Annotated in this window: 25 protein-coding genes; 21 read left to right on the top strand and 4 right to left on the bottom strand. The window is 38.7% G+C overall.

Annotated features, from left to right (window positions below; all coding sequences use genetic code 11):
- Window positions 1–21: 21 nt before the first annotated feature.
- Window positions 22–2,145, top strand: coding sequence for a DNA helicase RecQ (recQ, locus tag AA0X71_RS20600; protein WP_413357141.1), 2,124 nt, complete (start codon window positions 22–24; stop codon window positions 2,143–2,145).
- Window positions 2,146–2,473: 328 nt separating this feature from the next.
- Here the strand turns inward: recQ and AA0X71_RS20595 are convergent, their stop codons facing one another.
- Entirely contained in the window at window positions 2,474–3,322 is an 849-nt protein-coding gene (locus tag AA0X71_RS20595; protein ID WP_413357140.1) for an HAD family hydrolase, read from the bottom strand.
- A gap of 254 nt (window positions 3,323–3,576) precedes the next feature.
- Between AA0X71_RS20595 and AA0X71_RS20590 the strand changes: the two genes are divergently transcribed.
- The 8 genes from AA0X71_RS20590 (at window position 3,577) to AA0X71_RS20555 (ending at window position 10,515) form a co-directional block, all read left to right on the top strand.
- The gene (locus AA0X71_RS20590; RefSeq protein WP_413357139.1) at window positions 3,577–4,320 is read left to right on the top strand and encodes a threonine/serine exporter family protein; all 744 of its coding nucleotides are present in this window, start codon (window positions 3,577–3,579) and stop codon (window positions 4,318–4,320) included.
- Between the two features lie 10 nt (window positions 4,321–4,330).
- Window positions 4,331–4,789, top strand: a complete 459-nt coding sequence (locus AA0X71_RS20585; RefSeq protein ID WP_019155301.1) for a threonine/serine exporter family protein — start codon at window positions 4,331–4,333, stop codon at window positions 4,787–4,789.
- Between the two features lie 154 nt (window positions 4,790–4,943).
- A complete protein-coding gene (locus AA0X71_RS20580) occupies window positions 4,944–5,168 on the top strand; it encodes a hypothetical protein (protein WP_413357138.1) in 225 nt (74 codons plus the stop codon).
- On the top strand, window positions 5,165–6,292 hold the full coding sequence (locus AA0X71_RS20575; RefSeq protein WP_413357137.1) for a GerAB/ArcD/ProY family transporter: 1,128 nt from the start codon (window positions 5,165–5,167) through the stop codon (window positions 6,290–6,292). The genes AA0X71_RS20580 and AA0X71_RS20575 overlap by 4 nt, the downstream gene beginning before the upstream one ends.
- Window positions 6,279–7,865 (top strand): spore germination protein, encoded by a 1,587-nt coding sequence (locus tag AA0X71_RS20570; protein WP_413357136.1) that lies wholly within the window; start codon window positions 6,279–6,281, stop codon window positions 7,863–7,865. Before AA0X71_RS20575 ends, AA0X71_RS20570 begins: the two co-directional genes overlap by 14 nt.
- Window positions 7,862–9,088, top strand: a complete 1,227-nt coding sequence (locus tag AA0X71_RS20565; protein WP_413357135.1) for a Ger(x)C family spore germination protein — start codon at window positions 7,862–7,864, stop codon at window positions 9,086–9,088. Before AA0X71_RS20570 ends, AA0X71_RS20565 begins: the two co-directional genes overlap by 4 nt.
- Window positions 9,089–9,154: 66 nt before the next feature.
- Window positions 9,155–10,297 (top strand): DEAD/DEAH box helicase, encoded by a 1,143-nt coding sequence (locus AA0X71_RS20560; RefSeq protein WP_413357134.1) that lies wholly within the window; start codon window positions 9,155–9,157, stop codon window positions 10,295–10,297.
- An 86-nt stretch (window positions 10,298–10,383) separates the two neighbouring features.
- A complete protein-coding gene (locus AA0X71_RS20555) occupies window positions 10,384–10,515 on the top strand; it encodes a hypothetical protein (protein WP_019155295.1) in 132 nt (43 codons plus the stop codon).
- Window positions 10,516–10,840: 325 nt separating this feature from the next.
- Here AA0X71_RS20555 and AA0X71_RS20550 read toward each other — a convergent pair whose 3' ends face one another.
- Window positions 10,841–12,352 carry an FAD-dependent oxidoreductase gene (locus tag AA0X71_RS20550; RefSeq protein WP_413362693.1) on the bottom strand — a complete coding sequence of 504 codons (1,512 nt, stop codon included), beginning with the start codon at window positions 12,350–12,352 and terminating at the stop codon, window positions 10,841–10,843.
- Between the two features lie 156 nt (window positions 12,353–12,508).
- Window positions 12,509–12,649 (bottom strand): hypothetical protein, encoded by a 141-nt coding sequence (locus tag AA0X71_RS20545; RefSeq protein ID WP_413357133.1) that lies wholly within the window; start codon window positions 12,647–12,649, stop codon window positions 12,509–12,511.
- A gap of 127 nt (window positions 12,650–12,776) precedes the next feature.
- On the opposite strand from AA0X71_RS20545, the gene rraA reads away from it, so the two are divergent.
- The 12 genes from rraA (at window position 12,777) to AA0X71_RS20485 (ending at window position 23,352) form a co-directional block, all read left to right on the top strand.
- Window positions 12,777–13,253 carry a ribonuclease E activity regulator RraA gene (gene rraA / locus AA0X71_RS20540; protein WP_413357132.1) on the top strand — a complete coding sequence of 159 codons (477 nt, stop codon included), beginning with the start codon at window positions 12,777–12,779 and terminating at the stop codon, window positions 13,251–13,253.
- Window positions 13,254–13,323: 70 nt separating this feature from the next.
- Window positions 13,324–13,938 (top strand): SafA/ExsA family spore coat assembly protein, encoded by a 615-nt coding sequence (safA, locus tag AA0X71_RS20535; protein ID WP_413357131.1) that lies wholly within the window; start codon window positions 13,324–13,326, stop codon window positions 13,936–13,938.
- Window positions 13,939–14,082: 144 nt separating this feature from the next.
- The gene (locus AA0X71_RS20530; RefSeq protein ID WP_413357130.1) at window positions 14,083–14,427 is read left to right on the top strand and encodes a flagellar basal body rod protein; all 345 of its coding nucleotides are present in this window, start codon (window positions 14,083–14,085) and stop codon (window positions 14,425–14,427) included.
- 16 nt (window positions 14,428–14,443) lie between these two features.
- Window positions 14,444–15,091, top strand: a complete 648-nt coding sequence (locus AA0X71_RS20525) for a PspA/IM30 family protein (RefSeq protein WP_413357129.1) — start codon at window positions 14,444–14,446, stop codon at window positions 15,089–15,091.
- 155 nt (window positions 15,092–15,246) lie between these two features.
- Window positions 15,247–15,972, top strand: coding sequence for a cell wall-active antibiotics response protein LiaF (gene liaF / locus AA0X71_RS20520; RefSeq protein ID WP_413357128.1), 726 nt, complete (start codon window positions 15,247–15,249; stop codon window positions 15,970–15,972).
- Entirely contained in the window at window positions 15,969–17,000 is a 1,032-nt protein-coding gene (locus tag AA0X71_RS20515; protein ID WP_413357127.1) for a sensor histidine kinase, read from the top strand. Before liaF ends, AA0X71_RS20515 begins: the two co-directional genes overlap by 4 nt.
- A complete protein-coding gene (locus tag AA0X71_RS20510) occupies window positions 16,993–17,625 on the top strand; it encodes a response regulator (RefSeq protein WP_413357126.1) in 633 nt (210 codons plus the stop codon). The genes AA0X71_RS20515 and AA0X71_RS20510 overlap by 8 nt, the downstream gene beginning before the upstream one ends.
- 663 nt (window positions 17,626–18,288) lie before the next feature.
- Window positions 18,289–19,617 carry a polysaccharide biosynthesis protein gene (locus tag AA0X71_RS20505; RefSeq protein WP_413357125.1) on the top strand — a complete coding sequence of 443 codons (1,329 nt, stop codon included), beginning with the start codon at window positions 18,289–18,291 and terminating at the stop codon, window positions 19,615–19,617.
- 310 nt (window positions 19,618–19,927) lie between these two features.
- Complete coding sequence (locus tag AA0X71_RS20500) at window positions 19,928–20,440, top strand: DoxX family membrane protein (RefSeq protein ID WP_413357124.1); 513 nt, start codon at window positions 19,928–19,930, stop codon at window positions 20,438–20,440.
- 143 nt (window positions 20,441–20,583) lie between these two features.
- On the top strand, window positions 20,584–21,114 hold the full coding sequence (locus AA0X71_RS20495; RefSeq protein ID WP_413357123.1) for an RNA polymerase sigma factor: 531 nt from the start codon (window positions 20,584–20,586) through the stop codon (window positions 21,112–21,114).
- Between the two features lie 252 nt (window positions 21,115–21,366).
- Window positions 21,367–22,356 carry a multidrug resistance efflux transporter family protein gene (locus AA0X71_RS20490; protein WP_413357122.1) on the top strand — a complete coding sequence of 330 codons (990 nt, stop codon included), beginning with the start codon at window positions 21,367–21,369 and terminating at the stop codon, window positions 22,354–22,356.
- A 159-nt stretch (window positions 22,357–22,515) separates the two neighbouring features.
- Window positions 22,516–23,352, top strand: coding sequence for an SDR family oxidoreductase (locus AA0X71_RS20485; protein WP_413357121.1), 837 nt, complete (start codon window positions 22,516–22,518; stop codon window positions 23,350–23,352).
- Window positions 23,353–23,380: 28 nt separating this feature from the next.
- Here AA0X71_RS20485 and mscL read toward each other — a convergent pair whose 3' ends face one another.
- Entirely contained in the window at window positions 23,381–23,752 is a 372-nt protein-coding gene (gene mscL / locus AA0X71_RS20480) for a large conductance mechanosensitive channel protein MscL (RefSeq protein ID WP_413357120.1), read from the bottom strand.
- Window positions 23,753–23,771: the final 19 nt, after the last annotated feature.

The raw sequence follows: 23,771 nt of genomic DNA, 5'->3' as shown, positions 1-23,771 counted from the left end.
TCAAAAGTGAGGTCATGCAAAATGTTAGAGCAAGCAAAACAACTATTACAGGCTCATTTCGGGTATTCTTCCTTTCGAAAAGGGCAGGAAGCAGCTATTCAATCGATTTTAGCTGGCAAAGATACGGTTTGTATCATGCCTACTGGTGGAGGGAAATCGATATGTTATCAAATACCAGCTCTCGTTTTACCCGGTACAACGATTGTTATTTCACCACTCATTTCATTAATGAAGGATCAAGTTGATAGCCTCTTACAAGTAGGGATTCCAGCCACGTTTATTAATAGTTCTTTAAGTTTTCAAGAAGCAAATGAACGAATGGAAGCTGCCATATATGGAGAATATAAGCTCTTATATATCGCTCCAGAACGACTTGAATCACGCGAATTCGTTGAGCAATTAAGAGGACTCGATATTCCCCTTGTAGCCGTGGATGAGGCCCATTGTATTTCCCAGTGGGGACATGATTTTCGTCCAAGCTACCTGCAAATTCAAAGGCTGATTGAGCAACTTCCACAAAAACCTCTTGTCATGGCGTTAACAGCGACCGCTACCCCACAAGTACGTACCGATATTTGCAACGCATTACAAATCGATGAACGCCACACGATCATGACTGGGTTTGAGCGTGAAAACCTCTCATTTAATGTCATAAAGGGTCAGGATCGCTATGCTTTTTTAAAAGATTATGTCAAAAAGAATGAGCAAGAGGGCGGAATCATTTATGCTGCCACTAGAAAAACAGTTGATCAGCTCTACGAAAAATTATCCAAGGAAGGAATTCGTGTTGGTCGCTACCATGCGGGAATGAGCGACAACGACAGAAAGCATGAGCAAGAGAAGTTCCTTCAAGATGAAACAACGGTGATGGTTGCAACCTCGGCATTTGGAATGGGAATTGATAAATCCAATATTCGCTATTGTATTCATTATCAACTTCCTAAAAATATGGAGAGCTATTATCAAGAAGCAGGTCGTGCAGGTAGAGATGGTCTTGATAGTGAATGCATTGTCTTGTACTCTTCACAAGATGTTCAGGTACAACGATTTTTGATCGACCAATCGGCAGACAGAATGAGGATTGCTGGAGAGCTTGAAAAATTACAGGCAATGGTTGATTATTGCCATACTGAAAACTGTCTCCAAGCTTATATTCTAGAATATTTTGGAGAAGAGGATGCATCAAGATGTGGGAGATGTGGGAATTGTACAGATTCTCGCACCAGTGTTGAAGTGACAAAAGAGGCGCAAATGGTTTTGTCATGTATCATCCGTATGGGGCAACGCTTTGGAAAAACGGCAGTTGCTCAAGTATTAACCGGCTCAAATAATAAGAAAATCAAGGAATTGAGATTTGATCAATTGCCAACGTACGGTATCTTAAAAGAGATGAGTGCGAAAGAGGCAAGTGAATTCATTGAATTTCTCATCTCACAGGATCTTATTGGAGTTGAACAAGGTCAATATCCAACCATCTTTATTACACCAGGAGGAAAGGAAGTCTTGCTTGGAAAGCAGCAGGTCTTTCGAAAAGAAGTCGTTGAAGTGGTACAGGTTTCAACGCAAGATCCGCTATTTGAAAAGCTTCGCCAAATACGAAAGTCGATTGCAGACATTGAGAATGTACCTCCATTTGTGATTTTTTCCGATGCTGCACTGAAAGATATGTGTATAAAATTACCACAAAATAGGAATGAATTCCTTGGCGTTAGTGGTGTTGGAGAAATGAAGCTTGAGAAATATGGAGAACAATTTATCAACGGAATTCTTGAATTTTGTGAAGATAATCCAGAAAGAGTCACGGAAAAACCGGTGATGGAAGCCTCGAAACCGAAAAAGAAAAAAGGGGAGAAAAATTCCCATCTGGAAACTTATCATCTATTTAAGGAAGGATTATCGGTTAAAGAAATCGCGAAGAAGCGGGAAATGGCAACAAGTACGATCGAGAATCATATCCAACAATGCATGGCAGAAGGGCTGGACATTGCAGTATCTGATATCATTCCCGATCAATATATCTCCCTTCTTAAACAAGCAGTAGAAGAAGCAGGAGCAGAAAAATTGAAACCGATCAAAGAACTTCTCCCAGATGAAGTTTCCTATTTGATGATTAAAGTATTCTTACGGACACGGCAAGTTAACTAATTGGATCTAAAAATCCCCTTTAATCAAGGGGATTTCAGACTGTTGACAAGAGGCATTGAGAGAACGAATCTCAATGCCTTTTGTTCATGAGGAGAGATATTGATATGTGAAAGTGAAAAGTATGTTTCATGATGGGCTCATGAGACAAGATTTTAGTGGCTACAAGAGAAAAGTATGTTTCATGAAGGGTTCATGAAACAAGATTATGATGGATGCAAGAGAAAAGTATGTCGCATGAAGGGCACATGAAGCATGATTATGGCGAAAAATTAAAAGACTGTAGTCAAACTCGATAAAATTGAGTTTGACTACAGTCTAAAAATCCCCTTTAATCAAGGGGATTTCCTATTTTCTTCAATACCGGAATAGCGTTTCCCATGCATTCAAAGATGAAATCTGCAGAACTTGGATTTCCAACTCCATGGGGATCAATGAATATCGTTCCACAGCCAAGCGGACGAACTGGTCGGATTTCGTTAATCCAGTTGTCACCTACACTGACGATCTCGTCATATTCCACACCAAATTCACTTTTAATACGTTCAAAACGTTCAAGTGTACGGGTCGGCTTTTCACCGTTAAATATTTTTAAATCAAATAGCTGATCAAGGCCAATTTTTGCTAAAATGGCTTCACTATCAGGCTGAGGGCTGTTCGTTAATAATACGAGTTTTACATGTTCATACATGTCGCTAAGTACTTCTTTAAATCCGACAATCGGTTCCATCTCGAATTCTGGTCCCATCATATACTCTCTCGTTTCAAGAAATGCCTCATAGCACTCCTTACTATTTAGCCCATAGTGCCCTGCGATTGAAGTGGAAGTCCACCAAGGATCGCCAATGCTTAGCATCGTTTCGAAATTGATTTCAATCGGGTCAGGATAGAGCTTCCCAACCTCTTCATCTGAAAGTCGAAGGCCGTTCCACTCATATGCTTCTTGAACGATGTTATCTAGTTGCACTAGAACTAAATCGTTTACTCCATCATAGACCCTTCCAATTTTAATCGGGTGTTCATCACGCTTCACCGCATCAAAATCTATTTGGAAGAGGGATTGCTTTTCTAAAGGGAGCTTGTCCTTTAGTCGCTCTGCTTGGTAATCAAAATGATGTGTATCCTCATACACGGTTCCATCTAAATCAAAAACGAGAACTTTTGCTTTTGAAACATCCATTAATCGTCACCTCTTTACTAGTGTAAAGAAGACTACTAAGCAAAAACAAGTAGATTTGCTGATTTCATATTGCTTTTACATAAAAATAACAATTTCATTTAGAAAAAATAGATTTTCAAATTGTATTAAAGGTTGTTAAATATTATGATTAGACATGGTGATTTTTTAATAAGCTAGGGTATACATCAAAATTGTGGCTTATTTCGTGCGAAATCTCGATCTCGCACATTGTTATAAAGATAGGAGAAATAAAAATGAAGATAGATGTAATGGAAGTGTGTTTGCTCGCTGGGAAGATCATGCTCCAAAGTGGGGCAGAGACCTATCGAGTTGAAGATACGATGATGAGAATGGCATCCTCCTTTGGAGCAAAAGAATCACATAGTTATGTGACACCGACAGGAATTATGTTCTCGATTGAGTGTGAACAACCGACAAAAACGAAGCTCATTCGAATTACTGATCGGACGACCGATTTACATAAGATTACGTTAGTAAATAGCGTTTCCCGTCAAATTAGCAATAAGGAATTGACACTTGAAGAAGCATATGAATCATTGAAACATATTGAAAGCTCAACACCATCTTACCCCATTATCGTTCAAGTTTTGGCTGCTGCCATTGCAAGTGGTTGCTTTTTAATCATGTTTCAGGGTACATGGAATGACTTTTTTCCTGCGCTAGTGGCAGGTGGGATCGGATTAATTAGTTTTATTTATGCCCAGCGCCTCGTACCGATTAGGTTTTTCTCAGAATTCGTTGCCTCGCTTATTATTGGTGTCCTTTCTTGGATATTTATCTATATCGGATGGGGCAATGAGCTTGATAAAATTATTATTGGGTCTGTCATGCCACTCGTTCCTGGTCTTGTCCTTACCAATGCAGTCAGAGATTTAATGGCCGGTCATTTAGTCTCCGGGCTGTCAAAAGGGGCGGAAGCGTTATTAACAGCTTTTGCGATCGGTTCTGGCATAGCGGTCGTGTTAACCTTTATTTAGGAGTGTTGAAATGGTTTTAGAACAATTAATCACAAGCTTTATTGCTTCTGCAGCATTTGGGATTATTTTTAATACAAAGAAGGTTTCATTAATAAAATGTGGAATTGTCGGCATGGCCGGCTGGTTTGTCTATTTTATGATGACAAGCAACGGGATAGATTCCGTTCCAGCCTCTTTAGCTGGTTCATTTGTTGTCGCGTTAATTAGTCAATTTTTTGCAAGAAGATATAAAGCACCTATTATCATTTTTAATGTTGCTGGGATCATTCCGTTGGTCCCAGGGGGTCTCGCCTATGATGCGATGCGTAATTTTGTGGAAAATGATTATATCGTTGGCCTCGGTTTGGCTGCAAAGGCTGGCTTAATCTCAGGAGCCATCGCCCTAGGTCTTGTTTTCTCTGAAGTGATCAACCAACTGATTCGAAAAGCAAAGCTGCCTCCGAAGGTGTATTCCAAATCAAGATTGTGATGAACTTATCTACAAGATAGGTTCTTTTTTTATCGAAAAATATAGGAAGGAGTGGAAATTTCTTCACATAAACTGGGCATAAGTTGTGAAAAATATGGAATGTGAAAAATTAATAGAATGAACCATAATGATGAATATTAGGATGATAAGATTGGTGACCTTTGCGTTTTTGATAATGTTTGTTGGCATGCTCGTTCTTGTGGCACTAATTGACATGTTTATATGGCAGGAATCCTTTTTACTAGTCCTTTTCAGACTGTTCTCATTAGATGAGGGAACAAATGAGGGCTTTGTAAGCGGAACAGCGTTTGTAGGATTGATATGCAGTATAGTGATTGATTATCGCATAAAAAAAAATAAAGGGCATAAGCCATTATGAACAAGAAGCTTGTGGAAAATCTATCCTTGTGGCAACTGGCAGTATTAATGTTTATCTTTGAGATTGGGAGTGTTGCCATCGTTGGAGTCGGAAATGACTCGAAGCAGGATGCATGGATAGCTGTTGCGATTTCAACGGTGTTAGGAGTGGGGGTCATTAGTTTCTATGTGTTGCTACTTAAGCGTACTCCTGGAAAAAATCTGTTTGAGATCATCACCCTTTGCTTTGGAAAATGGTTAGGAAAGGGAATTGCGCTTTTATACGTCTTTTATTTTTTTTATATTGCTGAGAGGGTGTTAAGGGATTTTTGTGAATTAATTACTACCGTTATATTTGAAAATACGCCAATAGAGGTTATTTCTATTACGATGATGTGCGTTATTGCTTATATGCTCTATTTAGGGCTTGAAGTTTTTGGGAGAACAGGGGAGATTTTTATTCCCTATGTGTTTACGTTCACGATTTTAATTGGATTAGCCATTCTTTTTTCTGGAGAAATGGACTTTAAGAATTTGCAACCTGTAATGGCAGAGGGGATTGGTCCAATTTTTAAACATATTTTTCCTAGACTTTTAACCTTTCCTTACGGGGAGTTAATTACCTTTATGGTAATCATTCCAAATGTCACACAATTTAAAAAAGCTGGAAAAGTAAGTGTGGTTACCGTATTAGTGAGCGGCATGATTATTATTTATGGAACAATAGTTGAAATCGCTACTCTTGGTACAGAGCAAATGGAAAGGTCGGTCTTTCCATTGCTATCTGCAGCACGAGATATTTCTTTGTTGGAATTCATTGAAAGAGTAGATTTAGTCGTCGTCTTTATTGTGATGTTTGGAATTATTACAAAGGTGAGTGTATTTTTTTATGCGGGACTAAAAGGACTTGAACATGTTATGAATATTCCGTACCGATACATGGTTCTTCCAATGTCTACAATTCTTTCTTACGGGGCGATTTTGATTAGTAATAACTTTGCAGAGCATATTGAAGAAGGAATTCGATTTATTCCCCAATATATGCATATTCCATTCCAATTAATCTTGCCGGTACTCATTGCTCCACTGCTTTTCTGGAAAACGAAAAAACAAAAAAGGGGATCGGACATGAATGAGTCTCAGTGATTTCCTATTTAAGAGAAGAAAAAATAAAAATGGTGAAAAAGCTCCAGTGGAGGAGTTATTTCAAAAAGGGGATGTCTCTAAGGAATATTTTAGAAGCTTAAGCAAAAATAAGAAGGCGATTCAAGAACTCTTTAAGCATACGTTTGATTTCTCCTGTGATGACATTAAACTTGGTCAATTAGATGCGTGTGTTTGTTATTTAGGGACGATGTTAAGTATTGAATCGCTCACCAACAAAGTCCTAAATGTACCTCGAGAAACTTCGGTAAATAAAAGACCAAATAATATTGCGGAAATTCGCGATCTTTATTTTCCGACGATCGCTTTTGAATATGCAGATACTTTTCACAAGGTCGTTTGGCATATATTAAACGGCTTTGCCGTAATTATGGTCGATGGTCAGGGAAAAGCCTTGTCTTTAGAAATTGGTAATATTGAAAAAAGGGCTATAACAGAACCAAGTACTCAGACGATTATTCGCGGACCAAAGGAAGCTTTCACTGAGGATATCAATACGAATATTAGTCTCGTTAGAAAGAGAATCAAAAACCCATATTTGACCTTTGAAGGCTTCTATATCGGCAGGGATACAAAAACGACAGTGGGCATAGGCTATATATCATCGATTGCGAATGCGGATATTTTGGATGAAGTAAGGAAAAGAATTAAAAAAATTGACGTTGGAGCTGTATTGGATTCAGGGAATATTGAGGAATTGATTGCCGATAAATCCTTCACCCCTTTTCCACTTGTGTTCAATACAGAGAGGCCAGATAGTATTTGTGGTCACTTACTAGAAGGAAAAATCGCTCTAATCGTAGATGGAAGCCCTTTTGTTTTAGCAGTACCAAGTGTCTTGACTGATTTTTTTCAATCCTCAGAGGACTATTATCAACCCTTTTTAATGTCCAGCTTTATTCGGATTATTCGCTATATGTCATTTATGATTGCTTTAATGTTGCCTTCTTTATATGTTGCCTTATCGACTTTTCATCAAGAGCTTATGCCGACTCAGCTATTGATCAGTATTCAAGCACAGAGAGAAGGGGTTCCTTTTCCAGCTGTGATCGAAATCTTCATGATGGAACTAACATTTGAAATTATGAGAGAGGCAGGAGTTAGGATGCCACGAGCGGTAGGACAAACCGTTTCGATTGTTGGTGCTTTGGTTATTGGGCAGGCAGCAGTTGAAGCAGGGCTAGTTTCCAACGTTCTAGTGATAATCGTTGCCTTTACAGCTATCGCTAGTTTTGTCTCTCCAATATACAATTTTTCCATTTCAACGAGGTTACTCCGCTTTGTGCTAATCCTTTGTGCAGCCATTTTTGGTTTATATGGTGTGTTATTATTTCTCATTATCATGGTCATACATCTTGTTAGCTTACGCTCCTTAGGAGTTCCTTATTTAGCGCCTGTAGCACCATTTAAGTTATTCGATCAAGATGATGTCTTTTTAAGATTCCCAATATGGACCAATAAAAAAAGGCCGTCTTATTTATTCCCAGAGTCGCCGGTCAAAAAGAAGGGAAAGCATAAGCCAAGCCCTCCGCCAGCAAAAGGGGGAGGCAAATGAAAGTACGAATTTTTTTGCTGATATGTAGTGTTTCCTTCATATTGACAGGTTGTTGGGATAGTACTGAACTAAATGATGTTTCGATCGTAACAGGAATTTCTATCGATCCTGGTAAGGAAAAAAAGTATCGCATGACGGTTGGATATGTAAATGCTTCCCAGTTGGCTCCTCAAGAACCATCAGAGGGTGCACCTGTTTCTGCTATGACTTTAGAAGGCAATTCACTCCCGGAAATTTCGGCTCGAATGAATGTAGGGGTAAGTAGGAAGCTTATTTTTTCACATACGAGATCGTTATATATTAATGAAGCGGTGGCCAAAAAGGAAGGAGTGGGGAGTTTCTTAGACTCTCTAGAAAGAAGTCCCCAATTCCGAAATGACTTTAATATTTTGATCACGAAAGGTCATGAAGCTGAATTGTTTACGAAGATCAATGACCCAGTCGAAAAAGTACCGTCTTTAAAAGTTCAAAAGCAGATTAAGTCTATTTTAGAAGGTTGGGGGGGAGAGCCTGGAGTACGGTTGACAGATTTCATTGATGCCATTGTTTCTCATGGGCGCTCTCCAGTTGCCAGTTCTGTCATCATAAAGGGGAATGCTGAAAAAGCAAAAAATGTCGAAAGTAATATGTCGATCGAGGCACCGGCAATGATACAACTTGATGGAATTGCCGTATTCGAAAGGGATAAATTAATTGGTTACCTATCATTGGATGATACGAGGAACTATTTATGGACACAAAAGCTCGAATCGACGATGGTGGATGTGCCTTGTGGAAAACTAGGTGGTAATGAGATAGATAGGATTTATTTTGATATAGTAATCACGAATAATAAGTCAAAAATAGAAACTTTTTATAGAGGTCAACAACCTCATTTAAAGGTAGACATATACTCCGAGGCAAGACTGAATAGCATGCAATGTCAGAAGGATTTATCGAAAAAAGAAACATATATCGAACTGGAAGAAATGGCGAGTCAATATATTCAAGCGATGATTGAAAGTACGATCAAAAAAGTACAAGATGAATTTGGGGTTGATATATTTGGGTTTGGAGAGGCGCTCCATCGCCAGGATTACCAAAAAGCGAAAGAGGTTGAGGATAAATGGAATGAGGAATTTATTCGGGCAGACGTAGATGTCAATGTTCATTTGGCCATCCGCCGAAGTGGAATTCGCAATAAGAGCTTTTTATCTGAGTTCCCTAGTAGTGAGGAGGAATAGTGGTAGCTTTTTCTACCCTTTTTCTGTATCTTTAGATAGGAATAGTGATTGTAAAAGGAGAAAACGATGAGTGAGTTAATACAAGAAAAGCTGAAAGGCTTTATTCAGGATGTATGGAAAAAAGAACAATTTGGAAAGCCAACTCAAGTACAGGAGAGTGCCATTCCTTATATTTTAGAGGGGAAAGATGTCATTGCTGAATCTCCCACAGGTACAGGCAAAACTCTCGCTTACTTGTTACCGGTTTTAAATCAAATTGCTCCAGATAAAAGAGCGATCCAAGCGGTAGTTTTAGCGTCTTCCCAAGAACTTGTGATGCAAATTCTTCAAGAAATTCAAAAATGGAGTGAAGCAAGTGGTATTCGTTCTGCTTCTTTTATTGGAGGAGCGAATGTTAAAAGGCAGCTCGAAAAACTAAAGAAGCATCCCCATATCATTGCCGGAACACCGGGCCGACTGTATGAATTAATTAAGCAAAAGAAAATTAAAATGCATGAAGTGAAAACGATTGTTTTAGATGAAGGGGATCAACTGCTGACACATGAGCATTTGCCAACCGTGCAAAATATTATCCGTTCTGCCTTAGCTGAACGTCAGGTCGTTCTATTTTCTGCAACTCTATCCCCTTATGTAGAAAAAGAGGCAAAGGCTCTAATGAGAAAGCCTGAAGTGATTCGAATTGAAAAAGACGAAACGATTTCGGCAGGCAATGTGGAGCATATTTATTTTACTGCTGAGCAACGGGAGAAAATCAAGTTGCTGGAAAAAGTATTTCGCTTACCTGATGCGAAGACACTTGTGTTTATAAAGGATATTGGGAGCTTAACGGTAGCAAGTGAGAAGCTGGCCTTTGATGGGATTGAAACGGCTATTCTGCACAGCGACTTAAACAAGGATAAAAGAAAAAATGCTTTAAAAGACTTCCGTACCGGAAAAGTGAATATGCTACTTGCTACCGATGTCGCTGCAAGAGGCTTAGATATTAAGGGAGTAACTCATGTTGTTCATTTAGACTTTCCAAAGGATCTGGAGCAATATGTTCATCGTTCAGGACGTACTGGTCGCTTTGGAGCGGATGGAATCGTGATATCCCTAGTGACCGAACGAGAAGAAAGGGAACTCAAGAAATACGCTCGTGAAGTAGGGGTAGAGGTTACACGTAAAGTGTTTTATAAAGGGGTTATTGTCAGCCCTGAAGACAGAAGGTAAATTTTACTTTTTGAAGTTTGGTTTGCATGAGGAACTAACCGACGACTCATACTACCTATGAATTGATAGAGAAGGAGTTGAAATCGTTGGGACGCACAAAAATGGGCAACGCCAATGCCGAACGCAATAAGAATAAAAAACAAAAGCAAAAAGTAAGCTCAGAATTAGTGGAATTTACGCCAAAAGATGAACGTAACCAGAAGCGAATTGTCGATTAGAATTGGTAGGCGATTCATAGATAAGGGTACCGATGTAGTCGCGAAACAAATTGTCCGCATACAAAGATGTGTATGCGGACAATTTATGTTTTCGTAGAGTAGAGTGTCCACATGTGCTTCATGAGGACAAACTCCGGAAGAAAAGCAGTGAAGTTTGTCCTCATAAGGGGTTCATGAGGACAAACTCTGGTAGAAAAAGTGGTGAAGTTTGTCCACATAAGGGGTTCATGAGGACAAACTCTGGGTAGAAAAGCATTCAAGAGTGTCCTCATAAAATAGTTCATAAGGAACCCTATCAAAAAAGCCCATACTTAATACTATAGCTCTAACTTTCCCACTCAATCTTCTCCAATGGTTTCACGGCCGGACCATCAAGAACTTCTCCGTCAATGGAAAATCTAGAGCCGTGGCATGGGCAATCCCATGTTCGCTCGCCGTGATTCCATTCGACCTCACATCCTAAATGAGAGCAGGTTGTATCCAAAATATGTAACTTTCCTTTCTGATCCTTGTAGGCACCACAACGTCTGCCATCCACCATAACTGGTGAGCCCTCATCAACCACCAGTTCATCTGGCGTCTTTGGAATAAATTCAAGCTTTCCTTGAATGAAATGCTTAGCTACATCGGCATTCACACTGATAAATTTCTTTACCTCGGGATCAGCATGGAATCTTTGCGGGGTAAAAAGTTCCTCATAAGGGTTGTCCTTATTTACAATCATGTCCTTCAGGAGAAGGGCCGCAGCTGTTCCATTCGTCATCCCCCATTTACGATAACCAGTTGCAATCAACACACGAGGTTGATTTTCAGTAATCGCTCCAACATAAGGAACCTTATCAAGTGTATACATATCCTGTGCAGACCAGCGATACTTGTATTCCTCAATACCAAGAACATCGTCTGCAAACTTTTCCAAATTTAAATAATGTTGAAGCGTATCGATTCCTTGTCCAGTCTTATGTCCTTCTCCACTCATTAACACGAGTTGATCCCCATTAAAAGGAGTCGCACGAAGGGAGCGAGTCGGAGAATCGGCACTAATGTACATTCCTCCTGGAAAAGGTTGTTTCGTTTTCAGTCCAAGAATATAGGCTCTTTCCACATACATTCGTGCAAAGAAAAGCCCTTTTTTATCACAAAAAGGAAAATGAGATGCTGCCACGATGTGCTGGCAGTTTACTTTTTTACCATTGCGAAGCATAATTTGTGGCTGTTCCCCGTCATCAATATCCATGGCAGTCGTGTTTTCAAAAATAGTTCCACCGGCTTCAATGAACAGTGTTACAAGCTTATGAAGATACTTAAGTGGGTGAAACTGGCCCTGTTGAGACATCGCTAAGGCTGATTTTATATCAATATCAAAAGGAATTTGATTTTGAATAGAGCTCTTAATCCCAAGCCTCTCGTAAGCTAGCGCCTCTTTCTCAATCTTGTCCTGACCTTGATCGGTCGTTGCATAAATAATGGCATCTTCATCACTATAATCACAATCGATTTCGTGAGTTTGAACCATCTGCCGGATAAAATTGAGGGCATCTGTGTTCGCATCATAGTACATTCGTGCCTTTTTTTCACCAAAATGATTCATCAACTCATCATAAATGATGTTATGCTGAGCAGTAATTTTCGCAGTCGTATGACCGGTTGTTCCGGTTAGAATCCTCCCAGCCTCGATAATCGCCACTCGCAGCCCCTCTTTTGCTAAAAGATAGCCTGTCGTTATGCCGGTGATACCTCCTCCAACAATGGCGACATCAAAGGTCTGATCTTCTGTCAGTTTATTAAAAAGTGGTAGCTCAAACTCTCTCCAATACGATTCTGGAAAAGTTGGCATTTGATTATTTGCATTCCCAGTCATGTTAACCCTCCATAAAAACATACTGAACATAATTTTTCCATTTCATTCAAATTTATGCATTTTGTCAACAACACAAAAAAAAGTACAGAAAAGGCTGTACTCTTTGAAAATAGGCGGTTCGCCTGTAAATCTCTATTGATCATTTTTAGGTGGCCGATCAACCCTAGTAGAATCTTCCGTATTAAGAGAATCCATCAAAAAATAAACGAAAACGCCTCCCACAATAAAGAAAACAATCAGAAATCCAATCAAGGTGGACGTCCATTCAAGCATCAAATTCCTCCTCATGAGTATTTAAAAATGCCCTTTCCATACATATATGCGAGGAATTTTGGAAAAGAAGAGGATTTCACCATTAGGATCAAGAATAAAGTAGGAAAAACAGTGAGGGGGAACGAGCATGAAAACAACCGATTTATGTGATCAATATTTTAGTGAACTACAAGTCATCGGTTCTGAGTTTCAATCCTTTGGCAAGCGAAAAAGCTTTTCAGGTCCAATCAAAACGGTAAAGGTTTTTGAAGATAATGTGCTGGTAAAAGAAGCACTCGAAACAATTCCTTCAGGTTCTGTCCTTGTGGTTGATGGAGGAGGTTCTAAACGACGAGCTTTATTAGGGGATCAACTGGCAGAAATTGCTCAGAGCAGAGGTTTAGCAGGGATTATCATTAACGGTTGTGTTCGGGATTCGGAAGAGCTTTCCCAAATGGATGTGGGTATTCTGGCATTAGGGACCCATCCGTTAAAAAGCAAGAAGGAGGGCAAAGGGGAGAAAAATATCTCTTTACGTTTTCTCTCTGTAAACTGGAATCCTGGAGACTATGTCTATGCAGATAGAGATGGAATCGCTATTGCTACTAGAGAACTAACGAAATAATCTTTGGCAATAACATCCATGTTTTATTTTTCACTCTATGTTGAATTCTATCAACGAGGAGGAGTGAAGAATGATGAAAAAAATTGTAATCGCAATTGCATTATTATTTGCTGTATTAACTATTCCAACCATTTCACACGCTCAGCGAGTACATACCGTAAGTCCAGGGGATTCGCTTTGGAAAATCTCCGTTTGGTATCAGGTGGGATTGTCTGAAATCATCTCTGCCAATCCACAATTTAAAAACCCAGCATTAATCTACCCTGGTCAAAAAGTGACCATTCCCGATTACGATGCTACGAAAAGCATTGAAAATCAAGTGATCCAATTGACGAATCAGGAGCGGGCCAAATATGGTCTGAAACCGTTAAAGGCAAATTGGGAGTTGTCACGGGTAGCTCGGTATAAGTCTGCCGATATGCGAGACCGAAATTACTTTTCCCATACCAGTCCAACTTATGGCTCACCATTTGATATGATCAAAAAATTTGGCCTTTCCTATCGAAGTGCTGGTGAGAACATTGCAGCTGGCCAAACGACCCCTCAACAGGTGGTACAAGCATGGATGAATAGTGAAGGACATCGAGCGAATATCTTGAATTCTGGTTACACCGAAATTGGTGTAGGTTACGCAGAAGGAGGTTCGCAACGATATTATTGGACGCAAATGTTTATATCTAAGTAAGGAAAAACGTCGGGAAATCCCGGCGTTTTTTTGTGGACCGACCATCAACTAAGACTCAAGACCGATACGAAAATAAAGCTCAGGCTCGTTATGAAAGGTCGAAAAACGAGATAAGATGGAAACAAGAAAGGAGGCAACAAACAAATGAAAAATTTCTGGTTGCTATTAGCAGGAGGTATTGCGGCTTTAGTATTGCTATCAAATTTAGGTCCACTGATTGGATTGGCGGTTAGTTTAGCTGTCCTCTACTTTATCTTTAAACAATTTTTAAAGACAGATTCTTTCGGGTGGAAAATCGTATTAGGGATTGTTGGTGTTTTCGTATTATTAACGGCGGCATCCAATATTCCAGCGATTATTGGCATTGTAGCTGCATACGTTCTATACGTTTTGTATAAAAAGTGGAACAATCAAAAGCCAACTTACAAACAAGAGAATGACCCTTTTCAAAATTTTGAAAAGCAATGGTCTGAATTAAATAAGAACTAATAAAGGAGAATGTCCCATGTCAAATTTATTTACACGCATTAAAAATACCGTGATGGCCGACTTAAATGAAGTAATTGAGCAAAAAGAGAAAAAGAATCCGATTGCATTATTAAATCAATATTTACGTCAATGTGAACAGGAAACTGAAAAGGTGCGAAAGTTAATCGCAAGACAGTACCAATTAAGAGAAGAATTTGCGAACGAATATGAGAAGGCTGTCGAGTTGGCGAAGAAGCGTAAGCAACAGGCGGAAATCGCAGATAAAGCTGGAGAAACAGAATTGCATCAGTTTGCGGCTAAGGAAGCAGTACATTATGAGGAACTGGCGACGCGCTTACATCAAACATTAAGTGAAGCAGCGTCTGAACTGCAAAAATTAGAAGCGAAGTATGAAGAGATGAAGCATAAATTAAAGGACATGCATATTCGTCGCATGGAATTAATGGGCCGTGAAAACATTTCTAGAGCGAATCACAAAATGGATCAGGTCATAAACGAAAATTCTTTTTCGGAAAAAACAAGATCACGCTTTGGCGAGATTGAATCCTATTTAGAACGTTTAGAAAAAGACATCAATCAGTCTTACCATCAAAATACGATAGACGCTCGCATTGCAGAGCTTGAAAAAGCCATGAACAAAGATGAAAAAACAGCGAATTTTTAAGCTAGAGTTTGAGCCCTTGAAAATCTCTTGAAATGCAGAGATAGGGAGTGCATACTTAATGAAGAGACATACGGTTTACGCTAAAACTCGAGCGATTTTAGAACGGGCGTAGAATACTACGCCCGTTTGGCTGAGCTAGAAAGGAGAGGTACATCATGCAATTTAAAATGAAAGACGATTACGTAAATAAAGCTATTCCACTTGGGATTATCCTACTTCTTCTTGAGGTATCGTTTTTTAATAGTGGTGTGATCTTTTCTCTTCTAGTTGCCATGAGTTTGATTTATGTGGGAAGAAAAAGAAAGGGAAGCACGATAGGGAAGGTATTCTTTTGGTGCGGAATCTTTTTCTTTGCGATGAGCATTTTAAGTATGATGACCTTTAAGTTCCTCTTATTGGCCATCGTCATTCATTTTATTATCGAGTACTATCAATCAAGAAAAGAACCGAAAACGATTCAACCGATTATTCAAAAAGAAACGCCTGAAGAGATTGTGATAGAGAAAAAACCTCTTTTTGATAATTCGATACTAGGAGAGAGAAAAACTCCTGACCATGTATTTGAATGGAATGATATCAATATTCAATCAGGAATTGGGGATACGAATATCGATTTAAGCTACACTGTCCTACCAAAAGGGGAAACGGTTATCTTTATCCGTAATTTTATTGGCAATGTCCAAGTCCTTATTCCATATGATATTGAAGTTAGCATTCATCATTCATCGATTGCTGGAAAAGCATCGGTCTTTCAATATGAAGGGCCTAAAAGGTTTAATCAGTCGGTACAATACGAAACAGTTGGATACCAAAAGGCTGAGCAGAAGGTCAAAATTTTCACCTCATTTCTAGTTGGAGATTTAGAGGTGAAACGAGTATGAATATTATACAAAGACAAATCGGATGGGGCATTTTAGTCGCTCTATTTGTGTTCTTTGTCGTTACTTTGTCTTTTATTTTATCTTTTCCATTTGTCGGGTTTCAGGAGCTTTGGAAAAGAAATTTGATGGATATTCCGATTTTATTATTTATTCCAAGTTTGAGCCTTGCCATTGGACTTGTATTTGGAATTGTATCGGGACTGTATTGGAAAAAACAGTTTCAAACTCTTGATGCTGCTCTTCATGAGGTAGAAGAGGGAAGAAACTTAGACATAGATGAAGAAGTATTTGAAGATAAAAAAGTCATTCTGCAACGAATTAAGAAAATTCAACGACAGATGTCAGAGCAAGTACTGCTTTCTCAAAAGCTAGCGAATGAGAAAGCAGAGGATCAAGAAAATCGCATTCAAGAGATTATTTCGCAGGAGAGAAATCGATTGGCAAGAGAGTTACATGATTCGGTGAGTCAGCAACTTTTTGCCGCTTCGATGCTCATGTCTGCGATCAATGAAACGAATGAGCTCGAGTCCAAGCAATTAAAAATGGTCGAAGGGATGATCCATCAATCGCAGCTTGAAATGAGAGCGTTACTTCTTCATTTGCGACCAGTTGCCCTCAAAGGAAAAACGCTGCAAGAAGGAATAGAGGAGCTCCTGATCGAACTTTCGCAAAAGGTGACGATGGAGATTCATTGGAAGGTAGAAGATTTTCCTCTCGATAAAGGAGTTGAGGATCATCTGTTTCGAATTTTACAGGAATCGGTCTCCAATACATTAAGACATTCAAAAGCAACCGAAGTCGAAGTACTCCTCATTAAGCGGGACGGATTTGTCATCTTAAGAGTAGTGGATGATGGAATAGGTTTTGATGTGGAAGAATCGAAAGCCGGCTCTTACGGGATGCAAAATATGTACGAGCGAGCAGTAGAGATTGGTGGAGCACTTAAAATTATTAGTGTGAAAAATAAAGGAACACGTTTAGAAGTTAAAGTACCGATATTGAAGAAGAAGGATGAGGCCAATGATTAAAGTATTGTTTGTAGATGACCATGAGATGGTGCGGATCGGTGTATCGTCATATCTTTCTGCACAACCTGACATCGAAGTAGTGGCAGAAGCGGATAACGGGAAAACAGCGATCGATTTAGCGCTTGAATTACGTCCCGACATTATCCTCATGGACTTAGTGATGAAGGAAATGGATGGCATCGAGGCAACAAGAAATATCATTGAAAAATGGCCTGAAGCAAAAATCATTATTGTAACAAGTTTCCTTGATGATGAAAAAGTGTATCCTGCATTGGAGGCAGGAGCGACCTCATATATGTTAAAAACCTCAAAGGCGAGTGAAATCGCCAATGCAGTGCGGGCAACCCACCATGGTCAATCCGTACTCGAACCGGAAGTAACGGGGAAAATGATGTCAAAGATGCGTCAAAAGAAACAGACCGAGCTCCATGAAGAATTAACAACAAGAGAGCTTGAAATCCTTTTACTGATGGCAGAGGGGAAATCGAATCAGGAAATCGCCGATGAGTTATTTATTGCATTGAAAACGGTGAAAACGCATGTTAGTAACATCTTAAGCAAGCTTCAAGTTCAAGATCGAACTCAGGCTGTTATTTATGCTTTTAAACACTCGCTTGTAAAATAGAGAACTTAGGGAAAGAGTTTACTTGATGACAAATTGTCGTCAGGTAAACTCTTTTTTTTGCAGGAATTAATAAATTCCCTCGATTTGTGGATAAAATGTTCGTATAAATCTATCGGTATGAAAAAATAACAGGAAACATTCCGCTTAATGAGCTAGCATCAAAAAAAAGAGCCGACATAACAGGAAAAATTCCTGCTATTCACTGAAAAAATGCCAAAATAAACGCTTTTGCCCTCCATAAGCGGAAAATCTTCCGTTATTTCCCCTAAAATGGACTTCATTGAGGAGATAACAGGAAAAACTCCGCTTAAGGGTGAGAGATGGTTGGATCTAATTCGTCAAATCCGGAAGCTTCCTACATTTTGTAGGAGCTTTTTTGCTCACAAACTGATAGAAATAATCTCCGGACTTGTCTCATATATTTAGAAAGATAAATGAAATGGACCGATTTCATCATGTGATGTTATTGGCTTTTGGCTCACTTTGAAAAACCATCGTCCTTCACGCCTTGTTCCGATAGCTAGAAGGCAGCTTTGACACGATGAAGCGCAAAAAGAAGTACGCTCCCCCCTCGTATTATCGTGTCAGAGTCAGATGAGTCAAAACAACGCTTGTTCATCAATAACATGGCCACTTTATAAAAGGTTAGGAGATGTATTCATCGTGAGTACGTTTGTAAAAGGATCTTTGCTGTTAATTGTTGCTTCCTTCATAGGTGAGTGTGTAGAATTTGTGATGAATATGGTTCTAGCAAAGGAGCTAGGAGAAAGAGGACTAGGGTTATATATGTCGATTCTTCCTACTGTCTTCTTAATTGTCTTATTAGCCAGTTTTGAACTTCCTATTTCAATTTCAAAATTTATAGCTGAAAAAGACGCGAAATTTCATCGAAATATGTTGAAATCTGCTATACATCTCACAATTGTAACGACTTCCTTTTTTATGATCATATTTATTTTGCTCATGCCATTTTTGACGATGTTTCATGATTACCATCCATTATTTAAATGGCTCGTCGTACTATTAATTCCGCTCATATCCTTTTCTGCCATTGCACGTGGTTTTTTTATGGGCAAGCATCAAATGGGAAAAATTGCAGTAGCTAACTTGATGAGAAAAATGGTTCAACTAGTGCTTCTTGTGTTCTTGTTCCAACTATTTAACTTTGACTCACAAACCTCGATTATGATAGCCTTTTTTACCTTTGTTGGCAGCGAGATTGTCATTTTTCTTTACTTGATTCATATGTTTTATATTCAATATCAACAATTAAAAGGACAGCCTTCAAGCTTTATAAGTGGGAAAAATGTTCGGAAAAACTTAATCTCCGTTTCGATCCCAACAACGAGTATAAGAGTTTTTCACTCGTTGACGCATGCAGTCCAACCTTTCTTGATTAAAGCGGCATTATTGAACGCTGGAGTGAGTGCGACAGTGGCTACCGAGCAATTTGGACTAATGGCAGGAGTCGCCATGACAATCGGTTTTTTCCCAGGCTTTATCGCACATAGCCTACTAATTGTGTTAATTCCAACCGTTTCAAAGGCTTATGCACAAAGAGATATGGTCAGGCTACAACAATTGCTTAGGCAAGTCATGACGTTTACGTTTATGTATGGAATACCTGTTGTCTTTATTTTTTATTTCTTTGCAGAGCCGTTAACAAATTTATTCTTGCATTCAACAACAGCTGCAGGTTATTTACAGGTACTACTGCCATATTTTTTGCTCCATTTCTTTGTAATTCCATTGCAAGCCTATTTAATCGGGTTGGGATTAATGAAGGATGCTTTCCTACACAATATTTGGTCATCAATCATTACATTTGGGCTTATATATTTTTTAGGCTCGATGAGTCAATTCCAGATGGATGGAGTCATCATTGGCATGAATACGGGAACAGTACTGCTAACCCTTATGCACTACATGACGATATGTAAAAAGATTGGTGTATCCTATTACTCTCTAAGAAGAGAAGTAAATCAAATATGAAAATAAACGATTTATTAAAATAGCAATAGACACTTAATTTTCATATTAAGTGAAAATCATCACCGATATTCAAATTTTTGACAAAAATAACTTAATAAGGTGGATACGCGGAAATCCTTGATTATCAAGGGTTTTTTCGTTGTGTTGATTTTTTTCTATTAAGGAAAATAATGTCAGTTCAATAGTTTGTCAAAACTTTATTGCGGATTTGTGAAAATGATCACCAGTATAATGTTATTCTCATGTTTAGATGATAATCTTTACTTGTAGTTAGAAATAATACATTCATAAACTAAAGGAGAGATTTAACATGATTGGTAAATTATTAAGAGAAAATAACATTGTTGCTGGTATTTTAACTGTCGTACGTATTTATCTTGGTTGGGCTTGGATGACTGCAGGTTGGGGTAAAATTACAGGAGGATTTGATGCAGGTGGTTTCTTAAATGGTGCAGTTGCAAATCCGGTAATGCATGATGGTCAGGCAGTTTACGGTGGCTGGGTATCATTCTTAGAAAGCTTTGCTCTTCCAAACGCAGGACTATTTAGTACTCTTGTTGCTTGGGGAGAATTGTTAGTAGGTTTAGGACTTATTCTTGGATGTTTAACAACTGCAGCAGCATTTTTCGCTTTAGTGATGAACTTCTCATTCATGCTCTCTGGTACAGTTTCTCACAACCCAACAGATATTATTATGGGAGTATTCATCGCAGCAGCTGGTTACAATGCTGGTAAATACGGTTTAGACCGTTATGTATTACCATACCTTCGTAAATTAGTGAACAAAGGGAGAAACGAAGCAAGCCAATCAGTAAAAGCTTAATTTAATATAAATAAAAAACAAGCAGAGGGAAATTTAATTTCTTCTGCTTGTTTTTATATTATTAGAAAAATCTGTAGGGGTACCCCTATCTTTTTCGTCCATTATAGTTGAAGTTCAAGTGGGCGCTTTAAGGGGGATTACCAGTGTTAGATAAAATTACAGAAGAAGTATTCGAGAATTGGATAATAGAAAATGGCCCTTTATTGGCCAAATTTATATATAAACAAGTACATAACAAAGAACTGTCAGAGGATTTATACCAAGAGGTACTTATTTCTGCCTATTTAAATTTAGACCAGTTTGAGGAAAGAGCCAATTTGAAAAGCTGGATTTATAAAATTGCTGTCAATAAATGTAGGGATTATTGGAGAAAGCAAAAATCGGTTCAAAAATTTTGGGAAGAAAAGGTTTATCATTATGAAATAGAAAGTACCATTCCACAGCCGGAGGATTATGTTGTAACGAGGAGTACGGAAGAGGAAATGATTGATACGATAAATGAACTACCCGTCATTTATAGAGAGCCACTGCTATTATTCTATTTTAAAGACAAGTCCTTGCTGGAAATAAGCTCATCGAAAAAAATACCGATATCGACGGTGAAAACGAGGATGAGAAGAGCGAGAATTCAATTAAAAGAAAAGTCACTTTTCAACGAAACGTTAGCAAACTAGTTTCTTATCCATATATAGGATTCGTTTCTATGTGATATTTATCGTCAATTGTGAAGCCTTGGTTTAAAGAAATGTAGGGACTGCCTTATTTGAGGCAGTTTTTTGTCGTATTAAAAAATGGTGCTAAGTATTTCCACGGAAATGATTGAAATTTGACGAATTAGAAAAATAAGAATGATAAATATAGTTAGAATATTAAAAACTTAATTGTTATAATGGAAATACTTTGAATAAGGCAGGGGGGATAAGAAATTGCGTCCAATATTGCTTGGTCTATGCGCAGCCTTCTTTTTTGCAACTACATTTGTCTTGAATAGGGCAATGGAGATGTCAGGTGGAAGCTGGATTTGGAGTGCTTCGCTTCGATTTATTTTTATGATTCCATTCTTACTAATGATCGTGGTTCGAAGAAAAAATCTCAAGCCACTTATCCACATTATGAAAGAGAACCCAAGTGCATGGATATTGTGGAGTTTTGTTGGTTTCGGGTTGTTCTATGCACCACTTTGTTTTGCCACAGTCTATTCTCCAGGGTGGTTAGTGGCAGGTACTTGGCAATTTACGATTATTGCAGGCTCTCTATTAGCACCATTCTTTTTTGAAACAGTACATACAAAAACCGGCGTCATTAAGAAACGGGGGATAATACCTGTTAAAGGATTGCTATTCTCTCTTATTATTTTGGTCGGGATCGGTCTCATGCAGCTCGAACATGCTGGACATTTTTCTGCAAAAGAATTTTGGCTTGGGATTATTCCAGTCATCATCGCTTCCTTTGCTTATCCGCTCGGAAATAGAAAAATGATGGTGATTGTAGATGGAAGATTGGATGTATTCCAAAGAGTCCTCGGAATGACGCTAGCAAGCCTCCCTTTATGGCTCTTACTTTCCATATACGGGTTAGCCACAGTCGGTTTACCAAGTGTAAATCAAACATTCCAGTCCTTGATCGTAGCATTGTCTTCTGGCGTGATTGCAACAGTACTCTTTTTTAAAGCAACTGACATGGTAAAGGATAATATGCAACAGTTAGCGTCAGTAGAAGCAACACAATCTATGGAAGTGTTATTTGCATTAATAGGGGAAGTTCTATTTCTGTCGATTGCTTTTCCATCTCTTATTTCATGGGGAGGAATACTCTTAGTGGTCGTTGGTATGGTTCTGCATAGCTATATCACACATGAAGGAATATCGAATGCGCCTTCTATTCAACCGAATGTAAACAAAATAGGGTCCAATTAGAACTCCGTTTAAGTCGCTAGTGACAAGTCATAATTTTTTCAATATAATCAATATGTAAAAAATACTTTCTATTGCAAAGGGATTCAAATAGAAAAGTATGCTTTAAAATGAGGTAGTTCATAGACGGATTAAAGGGCTTTAGGAAATGGGGGATTTGCAGTGATTCCAATACATGAAAATCTACAAGGAAAAGTCGCTGTCGTAACAGGGGGGAGCGGGGTGCTTTGCTCTGCTATGAGTAAAGAACTCGCGCGTCATGGAGTGAAGATCGCAATTCTAAATAGAACGGCTCAAAAAGGGGAAGAAGTCGTATCTGAAATTTGTTCCGCAGGTGGAGAGGCAATTGCTCTTGCGGCAGATGTTTTAAATCGAGAATCGTTAGAAAAGGCGAAAGAAGCAGTGGTACAAGCCTTTGGAAGAATTGATATCCTGATTAATGGTGCCGGTGGAAATCATCCAGATGCGATTACAGCAATGGAAACGTTTGGTGAAGAAGTGGAAGGGAAATCATTTTTTGAATTAGAGGAAAAAGGATTTTCACAAGTATTTGCAAGCAACTTCACAGGAACATTTTTAGCAAGCCAAGTGTTTGGGAAAGAACTATTAAAGCAATTATCACCGACGATTATTAATGTCTCTTCGATGAGTGCCTATTCGCCGATGACGAAGGTACCGGCATATAGTGCGGCAAAAGCCGGAATAAATAATTTTACGATGTGGATGGCGACTCATTTTGCAGAGGCAGGGTTACGAGTTAACGCTATCGCACCAGGCTTCTTTTTGACGAAACAAAATCGTGATTTGTTAATGAATCCAGATGGTTCATATACAGATAGATCAAACAAAATTATTTCACATACGCCAATGAGACGCTTTGGAAATCCAGAGGATCTACTTGGAACCTTACTCTGGTTGGTAGACGATTCTTATTCTGGTTTTGTTACTGGAATTACGGTCCCTGTGGATGGCGGCTTTATGGCTTATTCAGGAGTTTAAAATAAGAGAGAGGCACGCCGTCTCTCTCTTATTTTTCTCTTAATAGATCGCGAATCTCTTTTAACAGTTCTTCTTTTGTATCGATTTTTGGGGCTTCTTCCTGTACTTCTTCTTTTCGTTTCATACGATTAATGAAACGGACGACTAAGAAAATGGAGAAGGCAATGATTAAAAAATTGACGATGTTTTGAATGAAAAGGCCATATTTAACTTCAGCCTCACCAATTGTCACAGCGAATTTGGTAAAGTCTAATCCGCCAATTAAAAGACCAACTAGAGGCATAATTAAATCTTCAACGAGGGAAGTAACAATTTTTCCAAAGGCTGCACCAATGACAACTCCGACAGCCAAGTCTATGACATTTCCTTTCATCGCAAACTTCTTAAATTCATTCCACATAGATATCCTCCTTTTTTAA

The sequence above is a fragment of the Robertmurraya phoenicis genome (genome assembly GCF_047302285.1).
In the GTDB taxonomy this organism is placed as follows: domain Bacteria; phylum Bacillota; class Bacilli; order Bacillales; family Cytobacillaceae; genus Robertmurraya.
Note: the sequence above shows the minus strand (reverse complement) of the source record. Positions and strands in the feature narration are given on the sequence as shown.